This is a genomic window from Citrobacter sp. RHBSTW-01013 (assembly GCF_013781985.1).
Lineage (GTDB): Bacteria > Pseudomonadota > Gammaproteobacteria > Enterobacterales > Enterobacteriaceae > Citrobacter > Citrobacter braakii.
The window spans coordinates 46743-61548 of the sequence record NZ_CP056186.1 but is presented as its reverse complement, the minus strand read 5'-3'; the positions used below and the strand labels follow the sequence as shown (position 1 = coordinate 61548).

Genomic DNA, 14806 nt, shown 5'->3' with positions numbered 1-14806 from the left:
TCAGGTTATTATCCCCTGCTGACCCAAAAGTGAGCAGGGGAGCGAAGTCAGGTACGATACCGGGTATGCTGCGCATGCAGAATTCAGTAATAACAGAGGTAATAGAGGGATGCCGAATTTGAATACAGGACTGACATTACCGGCGCTGGTTTCCATGACTCCCGGGGATTTTGAACAATTTCGCGCTGATGGCTGGTCGTCACGTCAGGTGCTGACGCAGGCCGTAGCGGGGGAGTTGCTTTTGCCGGAGGGCTGGGTGGCTTCACCTGAAATTTTCTGTGAGTATGGTGGAGTATGGCCAGTTTGTCTGCGGTATATACCACCGCATTGTCGGCACTTCTTCATGCTGACCAGCCCCGGAGAAGCCTGTGGCCACTGGATGATATTGCTGCAGTCTGCCAGCGGGCTACGAATGACATGTCTGCACAGAATGCCGGTGCTGGATACCTTTCTGATTAACAGTCTGCTGCTGCGGGCTGATGTGCTGGATAAAAAAAACTATACGCTGGCAGGTCTGGCTACTGAACAGGCGGGTATCACAGCCATTCCCGGGCGACTTCCCTGACGGGAACCGGGGCTGTCATGCTTCGCACAGAGCCAGCAATGCTGTCTCTGCCCGGCTCCTTTGGGGCAGCGGGTGTCCATCCCAGGCTGTCGCAACACCAACCCCTCGCTTGCTGCATCCGTAAACGGATGCGCCGCTTTTCACCGTGCCTGCGATAAGACTGCCGTCACTCTGATGTCGCCACGCCGTTCCGCCGTGTCGGGTGTGTTCATCCTCTTTCCCTGCCTCTGGTAATCCATCTTTCGGTGAGTTCCCCGGGCGGAGGGCTGGTCGTAGCACCGCCGTGTCGTCATCCAAGGGGTATATAAACTCCGCCAAAACTTTTTGCCTGGGGCCGCAAAAACTTTTGTCTCCGCCCCTTTCCTTCCTCCGTACGTCGTCGCTACTTTGCCCTTTGCCGCCAGGGAACTCACCGAAAGATGGATTAATCACCAGACAAGAGGAAACGCAGGATGAACACACAGAACGTCAAGGTCAAAACCGCCACCAAAGAATCTACCAAAAGATGGGTGAAAAAAATGGCACGGATTATCGACCGTGGGCACTACAACGTGGCTTGTGTGCAGGAAGCTCATGCGCATTACGGCGATAAGTTCACTCGCACAGATGCCTGTCTGTATTTCATCCGTGGCGCACTGTCTGAAATTTTTAACAAATCCTGAGTGAGAGGGGAAACGAGGATGACACGTAAAAATATGACCCTGCGTACTGATGGTTTTGTTCGCAATATCTATTCCCGTAACGCGTTCGACGTTAACCTGCCCGACTGCTGTCAAAGGCCGCGCGCCTGCGGCGCAGGGTAATACCTGCTGCGCTACACGCCGCACATATTACTCAGACGCATAATTGTCATATTATTATTTATTCCTGCCTGTCACCTCTCATCCGGCATTCTTCTGTTTGTCTCTTTCATCAATTCGCAGAGGGCTGCTTTTAGCATCAGCCAGGAATAAATAAAAGGGTATATAAGCGCTGCACGCCTTTTTATTCATTGCCCTTTGCCGCTCAGTGATGAAGTCGAACGATTTAATAAATCCATAAGGAGAAAACCTGAATGCACACCATTAACGTCAAAACCGCCACTCGTGAATCAGCCGAACAATTTAAAACAGATAAATTTCAGCGCTATTGTGTAACCGATGGTGATGAACGACTTGATTTTATCCCTGCTCTTTTTTTTACACCATCCGCTGACAATATGATCGCCAGCTGGTTACGCCAGCATTCAGATTATGATGGCGGCTTCTGGAATTACTGGATCATTCCGCAGGGTGTTGGTGGCAATGTGGCCCCGAACAGAATTATCTTCACCACAACACAAACCGGGTATATCGCACCAGCAGGAGAACAACATTATAACATGTGTGTCCCCGGTAATTATTTTGAGTCAGAGGTCAGTGCTGATGCTGCAGGAATTATTGCAACGTTGATGATAATGAACTGGCTGTCCTGGCAGGCGGCGGATATGGGAGATAAATATGCGAAAGTCTGTAAACAGCTTGTCGCCCGTCAGGATGCGCTGAAGGATTATGTCAGTCTTATTCAACATCCGGAACGTGGATTGATATGGCGGGCTATCGATTAAAACAGGTGCGTCACTCTGGTGGCGCATTTTTTTTGATGGCAACATAAATTGCCTGAATTTCTTTTGCATATTGCTGGCGCTTTTTCTCCTGTACTTCCGTTTCACGAAATCCTGCATTATAAGCCCCTACAGCCCGCCATGAGTATCCCCAGCGTTTAAAAGCAATGGCAAGGTAGTAAGCGCCAGTGTAAATGTTAAGGCAATTGTCAGTATAAAGTTGTCGGGGAGTGATCCCGAACTGAGCCAGATGCGAAAAGTTTTGTGAGTGTATTTGCATCTTACCGACAGCATATTCGCTCTGTGATACAACGTTGAGCGCATTATCACGCCAGGACGACTCACGGAACGAAATCGCCCGTAACAGATCCGGCTCGATCCGATAATCTCTTCCCGCCATTTCAAAACAGTCCTGCGCATTAACAGAAAATGTCATCGCCAGTAGTCCTGTAATCAGAGTTTTCCTCACGTCAGCTATTCCTCATTACCTTTTCTTTAGCCAGAGTGCCATTTTTGATAAAAAACGGCAATGCCCGGAAATACTGAATTCTTCCCGGCAGGTATATTTCTGTATGCCTGCTCCTTAACATCAAAGTCCCACACCCGTCGCAAGATTTAATCTTGCATGATTTGTCTTTTAAAACAGTTGGTTATGATTTTTTTAACGATGTATTTTAAACAGAGCGATTTAAAATAGAGTATAAGTACACTCTATCTATACTCTAATCAGAGTGTTCATCACACTCTGATTAGAGTATTTAAGCATTTTCAGGTTGTTATATAGAGTGTACTCGCGAGTATACTCTGCTTTTTATGGGCTACATACTCGCGACTATACTCTGATTTTTTTAATGGTATACTCGCCACATACTATGGATATGTATGTTAAAAATTGCCTTTTAATAATTTTTTGTTTTGTTCTAAAAAAGGATCTTCTATGCCACGTATACAAACTTTTGTCAGTAATCAGGTTCGTGAAGAAATAGAGTCTGTGGTTACAGAGCGCAGACAGGAAGGTGCGACGGAAGTTGATGCAACAGTATCTTCGGTCACTTCAATGTTAATAGAGCTTGGTCTGCGTGTATACCGGATACAGCGTGAGAAAAAAGAAAGTGGCTTTAACCAGATGGAATATAACAAAGTTATGCTGGACAGTATGGCTCGCGTCAGGATGATGTGTACGGAGATAATGAAAATGGGGACATTATCTCAGGAATCATTAAGTGATGGAGGGTTCAAACTGGATAATATGCGCAAAGCTATCGAGCGTTTTGCGGATGAGCAGGTGGGCATTTTTTTTGCTGAAGAAGAAAAAGACTAACTCCTGATATATTGCTCTCCGACTTCATGCCGCCTTTCATGGCGGCAGAGTATATTTATCATTCAGGTGCGGTAACGTTAGTGATTATATTGATTTCTAATTATTAAGTATTCATGCTTAATGTCCCTATTAATGTTTTTAGGATATATAGTAGTTTTGCGTGTAAAGGAAAGCTCTTATTTTTCACATCAGATTAAACCCCCTTCTTTACCTTTAATTCTCTTGCGCCCAGGATACCGGATGGTTTTTTATTTCTTCTGGGTGGATTACTGAAATACGTTCAAAATTTCGCATTTTTTATGTGACTACAGTCAAAAAACAAACCGTAATTCCGTTATTGATTGAGTGGGTATACCTGCTGCGATATATTTCACTTAAGGCAAATCAGTCAGAAGGGAGGCAATTATCAAATTTTAAATTGATTTGCCTTTAACGCGATAACAGGGGCGGCCACCCCTGTTATCGCTGGCCACCAATAACCTGAACACATTTAACAGGAGGTTACGATGGTTATCATCGATCCTATTCGTATGGAAATTTTACACAAGGTTTTTCCTGAGGTTAATGATGCGCAAGTCGAGGTTTTTACTCTTTTTGCTTTCGGAATGACTGTCAGGGAGATTTCTGATTACAGAAATACAAAGCCACAAGCAGTGTATAAAACTCTCAAGGAACTATGCACACAGTATGGTGCACCTTCTAATGAGGCACTTAAGACTTTGTACATCACTCGACTGGCTTTACATTCCTTCCTCGACTTAAGGATTGAACTGCTGCCGGAACTGTGATTAATCGAATTTGATGAAAAACGTGATGTGACGCGCATCACGTTTTATCGTTGATTTAGATCAATTTGTGGTTGTCAGACTTTTCCAGTGTTTCGTTTTTCTTCTTTTTATTCATGCATTTATTGAGGTTAAAAATAATACAATCTTCAATTGGACAACCCTATTTTTTTTACGTCATCATATGTCTGTTCCCTTTTTCTTTTTGTGAGGCTGAAAATGATTCAAGGTTTACCACTTAAACCCCGTCCTGCAGGGAAGTTTATAAAACTATATCTGGATGGTGTTGTGTATGCAGAGTTAAAAAAGAATGCAAAAAAAAACTCAAAATCAATTCAACAGACAGCAGCACTTAAAATTGAAGAGGCTTTAGGGTTAAAGGAGTGATTCTGTTACAGAGTCATTAGCCTTATCTGATGGTTCTGTGCCGGATTGACTTTACCGGTCAATACCGCTGGGTGTTTTATTAAAATTACATAAATGGAGTTTTTTATGAATTTATCCTTTGCAAAAGGCGGCCTCCCCGCGTCTGTAAAAAACCGTGCATGGCAGTTTTGCCAGATGGCATGGCGTGGTGTGACCAGTAAAAAAGCGCTGTCCCGTCTGGCTGCGCTGTCTCCGCTGCTGTTACTCGGTGTGGGACAGATGGCCCACGCCACTGACCTGCTGGCCGGGGGTAAAGATGATGTGAAAGCCACCTTCGGGGCCGACTCCTTCGTCATGATGTGTATCATCATTGCCGAACTGATTGTCGGTGTGGCGATGTATATCCGCACCAAGAACCTGCTTATCCTGCTGGGTCTGGTCGTGGTCATCGTCTTCACCACGGTTGGTCTGACGTTTATTGTCTGATGATGGAGGGAAACGATTTAGATAAATACCGTTTCCCGAAAACCCTGTCAGAGCAGAACCGTATTATCGGACTGCCCCTTGATGAAGCCATCCCCGCATCGGTTGTATTAGTGTGGGGATTTTTCACCAAGAAATATTTATTCAGTCTGATTATTGCGGCAATTATCTGGCAACTGATCAGGGCGGCGAAACGCGGAAAAAGTTCCCGCTGGTTATACAACTGGTGTTACTGGTATTTACCCACTGAATTATTCCGGGTGGTCTACCGCGTTATTCCCGATTCCAGTTTAAGGAAATGGATCAAGTAAATTACCGCAGGGCCATATTATGGAAATCAGCGCTCGTAATTCATCCACCAAAATTATTGCCATTTTTATTCTGTCACTCACGACACTGGTCTTTATTCTGGCTTTTGCTGTGGCATGGCTGGCCGTGACCAACAGAGCACTCATCCACGAACAGCGAACGGTTGTCACCCCGATGACCTATAACGCGCCGTTTGCCGTGTCGGAAACCAAATCTGATACGGAAAACTACCGGATGATGACGCTGTCCTTCCTGGCCCTGCGTCTTAATGTCTCGCCCGAAACCGTCGATTCGAACCACGCCTTTCTGCTCTCGTTTGTGGAGCCGGAGGCCCGGGAAGAGTTTAAGCCTGTCCTTGAAGAAGAAGCGGCGCAAATCAAAGCCAGTGAAGTGAACTCCGTTTTTTACGCCTCTGAAATCAATGTCTATCCCGTTGACGGCCGCGTCGATGTTCGCGGGGTACAGAAGATGTGGATTGGCAATGCAAAACCCTCCACAGAGTTAAAAACCTACCGTCTCCGCCTGAAATACGCTGGCGGCTTTACCCGTATTGGCCGGTTCTATGAGGTGACCAATGAAAAATAACCTTCCGGCATTATGGCTGGGCACCGCCATGATGACCGCCGTGCCCTTTGCAGCACAGGCCCAGTCTCCCGCGACCATCAGTTTCCCGCAGGGGGGACAGTTCCGGCTCAGTATCAGCAATACCGACCCCAACCTGATATTTATTCCCGGTGATAAAGTCACGGCCATTACCGCCCAGGGCGGCATGCTGGCCGACAAAAAGCTGACCTCTGCCGGCGGTGTGTTGTTCACCTCGGTGGCCACCCGCGCGTTCACGCTCTATGTGGAGACCGCGCTGGGCCAGACGTTCTCTGTGGTGGCCACGCCGGTGAAAGGGGAAGGCCGCGTATACCGTCTGATGAGTGCTGAACCGCCGGCGCGTCCGGAAACCCGCAAATGGGAAACCGCGCAGGCTTACGAAACACTGCTCATCAGCCTCAGCCGTTCAGTTCTGTCCGGCACGATGCCGGATGGCTATGGTGAAGTGAAGCCGCTGGCAGACGGCGTTCGTGTGCCGGGCGGTTTTTCCGTGACGCCACTGAAAGCCTGGGCCGGCGACCGGCTGCGTGCTGACCGCTATACCCTGCGTAATAACAATACCTGGGGCGTGGCGCTTCAGGAGCAGGACTTCTGGAAGCCCGGTATCCGGGCAGTGATGTTTGATAACAATGCGCAGACCCTTCTGGGTGGCGGAAGCATGACCCTCACCGTTATCCGTGAGAGCGGGGAGGGCAGCGATGGCCAACGTTAACAAAATCATCCGCCGCCGCCAGGTTGCCCTGCTGATTGCGCTGGTTCTCGGGATTGGCGCAGGCGGTGTCGGGACCTGGATGGTCTCAGAGATGAACCTGAAAAAAGCCCCGCCAGCCAAAGCCCCGAAAGGGGAACCCGCGCCGGACATGACCGGCGTGGTGAACCAGTCCTTTGACAATAAGGTCCAGCGTTCCGCGATTGCCGAGGCCCAGCGTCTGAATAAAGAAACGCAGACGGAAATTAAAAAGCTGCGTACCGAAATGGGCCTTATCGGGCGGGATCTGAAAGGTTCGCAGGACCGTATCCGGGAGCTGGAAGACGAGAACAAGCTGCTGCAGACCCAGCTTGAGGCCGGGAAAAACTTTGACTCCCTGAATGCCGAGCCGCTGCCGGGGGCGCTGGCTTCTCAGGGCAAACCGGCACCCGCCGGGGCCGTGCCGCCGCCGACCAGTTTCTGGCCCGCAGGCGGCGGACAGGCCCCGGTCGCACCCGTGATGGAGCCACTCAACCGCCCGGGCATGATGGACAGCCAGGAATTCAGTCTCCCGGATACCGGCCCGAAAAAGCCCCGTTTCCCGTGGATATCCTCCGGCAGCTTTGCCGAAGCCATCGTGGTGGAAGGGGCTGATGCGAATGCGTCCGTCACGGGGGACAAGAATACCGCGCCGATGCAGCTGCGTCTCACCGGCAAGGTCCAGATGCCCAACGACCAGGAATTCGACCTGACCGGCTGCTTTGTGACGCTGGAGGCCTGGGGGGATGTCTCCAGTGAGCGGGCCATCGTCCGTTCCCGCTCCATCAGCTGCAAGCTGGGGGAGGACAACATCGACCAGAAGATTGCCGGGCATGTGTCTTTCATGGGCAAGAACGGCATCAAGGGCGAAGTGGTCATGCGTAACGGCCAGATCCTGCTGTATGCAGGCGGTGCCGGCTTCCTGGATGGTATCGGCAAGGGTATCGAGAAAGCCTCCAGTACCACCGTGGGTGTCGGGGCCACCGCCAGTATGAGTGCCGCTGATATTGGCCAGGCCGGACTCGGCGGCGGTGTCAGCTCTGCCGCCAAAACCCTCTCTGATTACTACATCAAACGTGCCGAACAGTACCACCCGGTTATTCCGATTGGTGCAGGCAACGAAGTCACGCTGGTTTTCCAGGACGGCTTCCAGCTGGAAACCCTGGAGGAAGCCCGCGCGAAAGCGGCCGCACGTAAAAAACAAACGCAACCCGCTGCCCCGTCAGCCCCTGCTGTCATGTCGGCGAACACGCCGGACATGCTGAAGCAGCTGCAGGACTTCAGGGTGGGGGACACCGTTGACCCGGAAACCGGGCAGACCGTCACACAGTAAGCAGGGACCGGTTATCCGGTCAGAACACCACAATCCGGAACAGTCAGTGCCCTGGAAGACGTGAAAGGGATGGGCGGTAGCGTGTCCGGACAGCGTAAACAAGGAGAGCCGATGGCCGACGAACTGGACCATCTGCAGGTGCAGGAAGACCTGCTGACCCGGCTGCACATACAGGCCGCCCGGCAGCAGCTCATCAGGGGCGGGGAAAGTCTCAGCGAATGTGAATGCTGTGGCAACGACATTCCCCTCAGACGCCAGCAAACGATACCCGGGGTACGGACCTGCACGGAATGTCAGCGGGTACTGGAGCACCGGAGCAAACACTACCAGAGGTGAGCGATGGAAGACAGAACAGGCAATGTGATGGTCCCGGGGAGATCCGGCATGGGTAAGACCACTATCAGCGTTGAGGTTGTGCAGACCTTTTTATCAGAACGGCAACGCGACGACTGGCGGGAATTACGCGCTGGTATTCAGAAAAACGAAAAAAACTCAGGGGATGAACATCATGAAAACCAACAGTAATGGCGGTCCGGGTAAGACCCGTCATCTGAAAGATACCGCAACCCGCTGCGGGAATAAGGGGATGCGCGTCATCTGTGTTCATGCCGCAGATACCGCGTTCAGGTTTTCGGCATTTCTGCCGTGTTCTGACTCCCCTGGCGACAATGTCAGGATTTTCAGGTGCGAACTGTCGGGGGAGTATCGGCACTGCCTGTTCATGGGAAAACCGGGTTCAGGCAGGGGCGTAACCAGACAGCAGGTTGCCCGGGTATTTGTGGCCCGATCTGACGTCAGCCGGCTCAGGGAACTGTATTCCGGCGATGACGGAGAGGAACTGGCTGAGGCCATCCGTCAGAACTGCAGGGGATATATCAAGGGCCACGTCGTTTCTTCTGCGTGGGTAAAAGAAAACGGTAAATGATGATGGATATGTCTTCATTACTTCTGCGCGATTTCAGTGATCTGACCCGACCGGAACTGATTGCCAGACGTAAAAAGGTGGAGATTTTGCGGGCCAGAATATTGCATACCCACGAACATATTTCTCCCCGAAAACAGCAGTCTTTCGTGATTGCCATTGTGGTGCTGATAGTGGGCTACGCCTTAACGCACTTTCTGCTCCTCACCGGCGTGGCTGCGCTGGGCGCACAAATTATCGTCCTGCGTTATTCCACTCTGCCGCTGAACTGGCACATGCAGCTGGCTGGCGAAATACAAAAACTGGAGCCACTGCGACAATCTCCGCTTCGCCAGTGGGGCTGCACCTCTGATTCTTCCTGGGAATACGCGCAGTACTGCCTGGATAAAGAAATCACCCTGATCCATCTCTCGCTGGGTTCTGCGCCAGCCCCTTTTGATGCCTGACTGATAAGGACTGTTATATGAAAAAAATCACCCTGTTACTGGCAGGCAGCGTCCTGCTGTTATCCGGCTGTGCCGGCGTCAAAAGCAGCTTTGACTGCGATGCCACCACCTCTGATACCTGTATGACCATGACGAAGGCCAACCAGCTGGCCCGGGACAAGGCAGCAAAACAGACGGGAAAGCAGGCTGCGGGCGGACTGCCTTCCCTGGTTAACCTTCCGGCGCAGGCGGCTTCTCAGCCGGTACCGGTACGGTCTGTTATCCGCCCGGCATCAACACTTGCCCCCGTTGTGTCCGCCCCGTCCGTGGGGGCTTCCACCACGGTGACGTCAGCGGCCCGACCCTCTGCTCCGGCCCCCGTTCGCACCAGTGGCCTGTTGTCTCCGCGCCCGGTGGCAGGCGCGCCGGTGAGCACCACGGCTTCGCGTCCGGTACTGACCATGCCGCCAGTGCGTTCCGTCACACCGGTCACTGCGCCCTCGTGCCAGACCGTGCGCTGTGACAGCCCCGGTTCGGTGCATCCGCAGCGCAGCCAGGACCGGATTGCCACCGTCTGGATTGCGCCCTGGGTGGACAGCGATAACGCCTTTCATCAGCCCGGACGCGTGTCCTTTGTCGCCGAACCGGCGGACTGGGTTCTCCCGTCCCGCGTGAATTAAGGAGCCTGTGGTGAAAAAGTTTCTCAATGTACTGGAAAACCTGCAGAGCGCCTTCCGGATGCCGGATGGTGCGGCAGAGATGACCCGTAACCTGGCCAGCCTGGATTTTCCGCAGCTGACCAGTATCCTGCCGTACCGCGACTATGACCGCGACAGCGGCCTGTTCGTGAACCGCAATACCGTGGGCTTTCTGCTGCACGCCGAACCGCTTATCGGGGCCAATGAGCAGATAGTCTATGTGCTGGAAGACCTCATCAAGAGCAAGCTGCCCCGCAAAACGCCGATATCCTTTCACCTGGTGTCCAGCAAACTGATTGGCAGCCAGCTGGACCGTGGTCTGGCTGACTTCCGCTGGCAGGGAAAGCAGGCGGATAAGTTCAACCGTATTACCCGGGCCTATTACCAGCGGGCTACCCAGCTGCAGTTCAATAGCCCGACCGGCCTGCCGCTGACCCTGCGGGATTACCGTCTGTATATCTCTTACTGTGTGAAAGCAAAGAAACGCACGGCGGCGGTGATGACCGAAGTCTCACACACCATGAAGGTCCTGCGCTCCTCGCTCGATGCGGCGAAGATATTCACCCGGGCAGCAGACGACCAGGAGCTGGCCTCACTGGTGCACGGGATGCTCAATGCCCGTCATGACCAGCTGTATCCGGATGATGTTCGTGTCGGGAAGTTTGATGAGCTGCATCAGCGTTGCGTCGACCAGCGCATCGGTATCGATGTGCGTCCTGACGATGTCCGTGTCAGCCTGGCGGACCGGCAGGGGACGGTGACCACCACCCGGGCCATGAACTTTATGCTGGAGAACAACCCGGACATATTCATGCTGTGGATGGGAGGCGATAACCTGTCCAACCTCCTCAGCCCGGACCTGACCATTGCCAGCCCGTTTGTCATCACGATGGTGATGGAGGCCGAGGACCAGGTGGCCACCCAGGGGGAAGCGACGCGCAAGTACCTCGACCGGGAGAAAAAGGCCAACTCGCCTTATGCCACCCTGTTTCCCGGTGTGGCCAGACAGGCTAAAGAGTGGAAGGAGATCCGCGAGCACCTCAACAGCAACCAGACCTGCATCGTCCGCTATTACTACAACATCACCACGTTCTGCCCGGATTCGGATGAAGCAGCCCTGGTCTGCGAGCAGCAGGTCATCAACACCTTTAAAAAGAACGGCATCGACCTGTTTTCCCCGACCTATATGCAGTTCCGGAACTGGATAGCGATGATCCCCTTCATCCACGCCGAAGGGCTGTGGGACGATATCAAAATGGGCGGGGCCACCTGCCGGGCAGAGAGTATCCAGGCGGTGAACCTGCTGCCGGTGGTGGCCGACAACCGCCTCTGTCAGGGGGGACTGCTGACGCCGTCCTACCGCAATCAGCTGGCGTTCCTCGATATCTACGGCGACGGACTGGGCAACACCAACTACAACATGGCGGTGACCGGCACGTCCGGGGCCGGTAAAACCGGTCTGGTGCAGCCTATTCTGCGCAGCGTGCTGGACTCCGGCGGCATCGCCTGGGTGTTTGATATGGGCGACGGCTACAAGTCGTTCTGTGAGAACGTCGGCGGCACTTACCTGGACGGCAAGTCACTCAAGTTTAACCCGTTTGCCAACATCACCAGCATCAACGAATCCGGCGAGCGTATCCGTGACCAGCTGGCCGTGCTGGCCAGCCCCAACGGCACACTGGATGAGGTTCACCACAGTCTGCTGTTGCGCGGGGTTCAGGAAGCCTGGGAAGAACACAGGGAAAAAGCGCGTATCGACCATGTTGTCCATAAGCTGACGACCATCCGCGAAGATGAGAAATACCGTAACTCGCCCGGCATCACCAACCGTCTGGATGAGATTGTCGAACTGCTCGGGAAGTACTGCTCCTGGGGAATTTACGGCGAGTACTTCAACAGCGACGAGCCTTCCCTGACCGATGATGCCCGCTTTATCGTCCTGGAGCTGGGTGGCCTGCAGGATAAACCCGACCTGCTGGTTGCGGTGATGTTCTCCCTCATTATCTACATCGAGGACAAGATGTACCGCACGCCGCGCAGCCTGAAGAAATGCTGCACCATTGATGAGGGCTGGAAACTGCTCAACTTCAAAAATGACAAGGTCGGGCAGTTTATTGAAACCGGCTACCGCACCGTGCGCCGTCACCGTGGGGCGTTCATCACCATCAGCCAGAATATCAAGGACTTTGACGCCGATGATGCCTCCGGCGCGGCCAAAGCGGCCTGGGGTAACTCCGCCTTCAAGGTGGTGCTCAAGCAGGATGCGTCTGAATTCAAGCAGTACAACCAGAACCGCCCCAACCAGTTCAGCGAACTGGAGCGCAGCGTAATCAGTAAGTTCGGGGATGCCAAAGACCAGTGGTTCTCCTCCTTTATGCTGCGCATCAACGACACCTGCAGTTTCCATCGTCTCTTTGTCGATCCGCTGAGTCGGGCGATGTTCAGTTCAAAGGGCGATGACTTCGAATTTATCCGCCAGTGCCGGGAACAGAACATGGATATCCATGACGCGGTGTATCAGCTGGCTGTCCGTAACTTTCCTGATGAGATGCGCGAACTGGAAGCGCTCGCGGAGGCCGCATGACCACAGAGCAAAACCTTACTCCTGCTCAGCCTGAACCCACCCTTACTGCAGATGACGTCAGGAAGGGGGGAAACACCAAAGCGAAAGGACACCGGCTGGAGCAACGTCGCCGCCGCTGCCTGCGCAATTTGTTGCTGGTTGCAGCCACTATTGTGTGTATCAACGCGGCGGTCACGTCGCTGCTGATTAGCTGGCGCACCCCGACAGTCGTGTCCTTTGATATGAAGGGGACGGTCGACCAGTTCACTGACCAGGCGGGCGCCCGGTCCCTGGATGAAAAACAGACGACCGACCTGACGGAACGGTTTATGCACGCCCTCAGCACCGAGCTTCAGGAATACCAGCGCCGTCATGACGCTCTTATCCTGGTGACGCCGGCAGTGGTCGGCGGGGCCGCTGACATTACCGGGGAGATCCAGAGCGCGGTGGCGACGAAGATGGCCGAAGGAGGGACGCCGTAATGTACCGACGTCTGCTCATTCTGCTTGTCCTGCCCGGCATGGTACAGGCGAAAAACCTGGGGACATGGGGGGAGATGTACCCCATTGCCGAACAGGACATGCTGACCACCATCCAGACCCGGCTGAAAGCGATGGAAGCCAGCGGCGAGATGGCCCGGGAGCAGGAAGCGTTCAAACAACGCGTCATTGAAAACACCCTGCGCCCGAAGCCGGTTGACGGTCTGACGCTGGCGCAGGAGAACACCACGCACTATATCGACCCCTCCCTGACGGTCAGTGAGGACCTGAAAGACCATCAGGGCCGGGTGTTTGCCCATAAAGGGCAGGTCATTAATCCGCTGGATACGGTGCCGTTTACCGACACGCTGTACTTTATCGACGCCGATAACCCGCAGCAGCTGGCGTGGATGAAGGTGCAGAAGCCCGGGACGCTGACGTACCGCGTCATTCTGGTCAACGGCGATGTCCGGGAGGCCACGAACGCCCTGAATACCCGTATCTACTTTGACCAGGATGGCTCGCTCAGCCGGAAGTTTGCGCTGAAAGCCATCCCGGCCCGGGTGACGCTGGCAGAAGATCGTCGCCGTCTGCGGGTGGACACGTTTGCCCTGGACGCGCCGGAGGTGAAGCCATGAAACGTTATCTGGCCGGTCTGGGGCTGATATTTCTGTGTCTGGCAGGGATGAGTGGCACGACACAGGCGGCCTCTGCGGAATGCGAGGGGAATTTTGTCAACCCGATCACCGATGTCTGCTGGGAGTGCATCTTCCCGGTGACCATCGGCAATGTGCCGGTGGCCAAAGGTCGCCAGCCGGACACGCCGAATCCGTCGATGCCGATTCAGTTCTGCCCGATGGGCATTCTGTACCGGGTGGGACTGGCCATCGGGTACTGGGAGCCGATGGCGCTGACGGACGTGACGCGCTCCCCGTACTGCATGGTGAATCTGGGCGGGTTCAATATCAATATCGGGAACGTCGGCAGCGGGACAGGCGGGCAGGAAAACCGCGCAAATCCCGGCGCATTCTACCATGTCCACTGGTACAAATACCCGCTCACCTACTGGCTGAACATTATCACCTCGATGGGCTGCCTGCAGGGTGGTGACCTGGATATCGGCTATCTGTCCGAACTGGACCCGATGTGGGACAGCAGTTCGCTGAGCATGATTATCCAGCCCGAAGCCATTCTCTTTGGCAACATCATCGCCCAGGGAGCCTGTGCGGCTGACGCGGTGGCAAGCCTCACGGGTAAACCCATTGATGCCCTGTTCTGGTGTGCCGGCAGTCAGGGCAGCATGTATCCGTTTAACGGCTATGTCTCTAACGAATTCAGCCCGCTGCAGACCTCTTTACTGCTCAGTGAACGCATGGCGTTCAAACTGCACCGTCAGGGCATGGTGATGAACAGCATCGGTGAAAACACCTCCGTGTGTTTTGAATATCCGTCCCCGATCATCCCTAAAAGCCGCTGGCGGTATCACCTGGTTAATAAATATCCCGATGCAGGCCAGTGTCATCCGCTGGGCCGTAGTGTGACCCGCTGGGAAACCGGCAAGAACATGCCCAACGACCGGCGCAATTTCGGGTATCTCTTCTGGCGCAAGCGTAACTGTGTATTTCTTTAAGTCACAGGGAGAAAG

The 14806-nt window shown here is 53.6% G+C and carries 23 protein-coding genes; 21 read left to right on the top strand and 2 right to left on the bottom strand.

Annotated features, from left to right (window positions below; genetic code table 11):
* The first annotated feature begins 109 nt into the window (after positions 1-109).
* Positions 110-565 (top strand): conjugation system SOS inhibitor PsiB family protein, encoded by a 456-nt coding sequence (locus HV350_RS25330; protein ID WP_127663648.1) that lies wholly within the window; start codon positions 110-112, stop codon positions 563-565.
* 15 nt (positions 566-580) lie between these two features.
* Here the strand turns inward: HV350_RS25330 and HV350_RS25325 are convergent, their stop codons facing one another.
* Positions 581-883: a hypothetical protein gene (locus HV350_RS25325; RefSeq protein ID WP_127663649.1), complete on the bottom strand. Its 303-nt coding sequence runs from the start codon at positions 881-883 to the stop codon at positions 581-583.
* 134 nt (positions 884-1017) lie between these two features.
* Between HV350_RS25325 and HV350_RS25320 the strand changes: the two genes are divergently transcribed.
* From HV350_RS25320 to HV350_RS25315, 3 genes are all read left to right on the top strand, one after another.
* Positions 1018-1227 carry a hypothetical protein gene (locus HV350_RS25320; protein WP_071687494.1) on the top strand — a complete coding sequence of 70 codons (210 nt, stop codon included), beginning with the start codon at positions 1018-1020 and terminating at the stop codon, positions 1225-1227.
* 18 nt (positions 1228-1245) lie between these two features.
* Positions 1246-1368, top strand: coding sequence for a hypothetical protein (locus HV350_RS26805; protein ID WP_256259396.1), 123 nt, complete (start codon positions 1246-1248; stop codon positions 1366-1368).
* 251 nt (positions 1369-1619) lie between these two features.
* Positions 1620-2150 carry an antirestriction protein gene (locus HV350_RS25315; RefSeq protein ID WP_071687493.1) on the top strand — a complete coding sequence of 177 codons (531 nt, stop codon included), beginning with the start codon at positions 1620-1622 and terminating at the stop codon, positions 2148-2150.
* A 10-nt stretch (positions 2151-2160) separates the two neighbouring features.
* Here HV350_RS25315 and HV350_RS25310 read toward each other — a convergent pair whose 3' ends face one another.
* The gene (locus tag HV350_RS25310) at positions 2161-2616 is read right to left on the bottom strand and encodes a transglycosylase SLT domain-containing protein (RefSeq protein ID WP_071687492.1); all 456 of its coding nucleotides are present in this window, start codon (positions 2614-2616) and stop codon (positions 2161-2163) included.
* Positions 2617-3084: 468 nt separating this feature from the next.
* Between HV350_RS25310 and traM the strand changes: the two genes are divergently transcribed.
* The 17 genes from traM (at position 3085) to traU (ending at position 14791) form a co-directional block, all read left to right on the top strand.
* Positions 3085-3468 carry a conjugal transfer relaxosome DNA-binding protein TraM gene (traM, locus tag HV350_RS25305; RefSeq protein ID WP_071687491.1) on the top strand — a complete coding sequence of 128 codons (384 nt, stop codon included), beginning with the start codon at positions 3085-3087 and terminating at the stop codon, positions 3466-3468.
* 506 nt (positions 3469-3974) lie between these two features.
* Positions 3975-4256 carry a conjugal transfer protein TraJ gene (locus HV350_RS25300; protein ID WP_071687490.1) on the top strand — a complete coding sequence of 94 codons (282 nt, stop codon included), beginning with the start codon at positions 3975-3977 and terminating at the stop codon, positions 4254-4256.
* 216 nt (positions 4257-4472) lie between these two features.
* Positions 4473-4640, top strand: a complete 168-nt coding sequence (locus HV350_RS25295) for a hypothetical protein (RefSeq protein ID WP_164845037.1) — start codon at positions 4473-4475, stop codon at positions 4638-4640.
* Between the two features lie 105 nt (positions 4641-4745).
* The gene (gene traA / locus HV350_RS25290) at positions 4746-5105 is read left to right on the top strand and encodes a type IV conjugative transfer system pilin TraA (RefSeq protein WP_071687489.1); all 360 of its coding nucleotides are present in this window, start codon (positions 4746-4748) and stop codon (positions 5103-5105) included.
* 2 nt (positions 5106-5107) lie between these two features.
* Positions 5108-5413 carry a type IV conjugative transfer system protein TraL gene (gene traL, locus HV350_RS25285; RefSeq protein WP_071687511.1) on the top strand — a complete coding sequence of 102 codons (306 nt, stop codon included), beginning with the start codon at positions 5108-5110 and terminating at the stop codon, positions 5411-5413.
* A 19-nt stretch (positions 5414-5432) separates the two neighbouring features.
* Positions 5433-5996: a type IV conjugative transfer system protein TraE gene (traE, locus tag HV350_RS25280; RefSeq protein ID WP_071687488.1), complete on the top strand. Its 564-nt coding sequence runs from the start codon at positions 5433-5435 to the stop codon at positions 5994-5996.
* Complete coding sequence (traK, locus tag HV350_RS25275) at positions 5986-6726, top strand: type-F conjugative transfer system secretin TraK (RefSeq protein ID WP_071687487.1); 741 nt, start codon at positions 5986-5988, stop codon at positions 6724-6726. The genes traE and traK overlap by 11 nt, the downstream gene beginning before the upstream one ends.
* A complete protein-coding gene (gene traB, locus HV350_RS25270) occupies positions 6713-8074 on the top strand; it encodes an F-type conjugal transfer pilus assembly protein TraB (protein WP_071687486.1) in 1362 nt (453 codons plus the stop codon). The genes traK and traB overlap by 14 nt, the downstream gene beginning before the upstream one ends.
* A gap of 111 nt (positions 8075-8185) precedes the next feature.
* Complete coding sequence (locus HV350_RS25265) at positions 8186-8410, top strand: TraR/DksA C4-type zinc finger protein (protein ID WP_071687485.1); 225 nt, start codon at positions 8186-8188, stop codon at positions 8408-8410.
* Between the two features lie 3 nt (positions 8411-8413).
* Complete coding sequence (locus tag HV350_RS25260) at positions 8414-8599, top strand: hypothetical protein (RefSeq protein WP_071687484.1); 186 nt, start codon at positions 8414-8416, stop codon at positions 8597-8599.
* Complete coding sequence (locus HV350_RS25255) at positions 8583-8999, top strand: hypothetical protein (RefSeq protein WP_071687483.1); 417 nt, start codon at positions 8583-8585, stop codon at positions 8997-8999. The genes HV350_RS25260 and HV350_RS25255 overlap by 17 nt, the downstream gene beginning before the upstream one ends.
* Before the next feature lie 8 nt (positions 9000-9007).
* Positions 9008-9442, top strand: a complete 435-nt coding sequence (locus tag HV350_RS25250) for a hypothetical protein (RefSeq protein WP_224776423.1) — start codon at positions 9008-9010, stop codon at positions 9440-9442.
* A gap of 17 nt (positions 9443-9459) precedes the next feature.
* A complete protein-coding gene (gene traV / locus HV350_RS25245; protein WP_071687481.1) occupies positions 9460-10101 on the top strand; it encodes a type IV conjugative transfer system lipoprotein TraV in 642 nt (213 codons plus the stop codon).
* 10 nt (positions 10102-10111) lie between these two features.
* Positions 10112-12703: a type IV secretion system protein TraC gene (gene traC / locus HV350_RS25240; protein ID WP_081365520.1), complete on the top strand. Its 2592-nt coding sequence runs from the start codon at positions 10112-10114 to the stop codon at positions 12701-12703.
* Positions 12700-13164: a type-F conjugative transfer system protein TrbI gene (gene trbI, locus HV350_RS25235; protein ID WP_071687479.1), complete on the top strand. Its 465-nt coding sequence runs from the start codon at positions 12700-12702 to the stop codon at positions 13162-13164. The genes traC and trbI overlap by 4 nt, the downstream gene beginning before the upstream one ends.
* A complete protein-coding gene (gene traW, locus HV350_RS25230) occupies positions 13164-13799 on the top strand; it encodes a type-F conjugative transfer system protein TraW (protein WP_071687478.1) in 636 nt (211 codons plus the stop codon). The genes trbI and traW overlap by 1 nt, the downstream gene beginning before the upstream one ends.
* On the top strand, positions 13796-14791 hold the full coding sequence (gene traU / locus HV350_RS25225) for a conjugal transfer pilus assembly protein TraU (protein ID WP_071687477.1): 996 nt from the start codon (positions 13796-13798) through the stop codon (positions 14789-14791). Before traW ends, traU begins: the two co-directional genes overlap by 4 nt.
* The last annotated feature ends 15 nt before the right edge of the window (positions 14792-14806 follow it).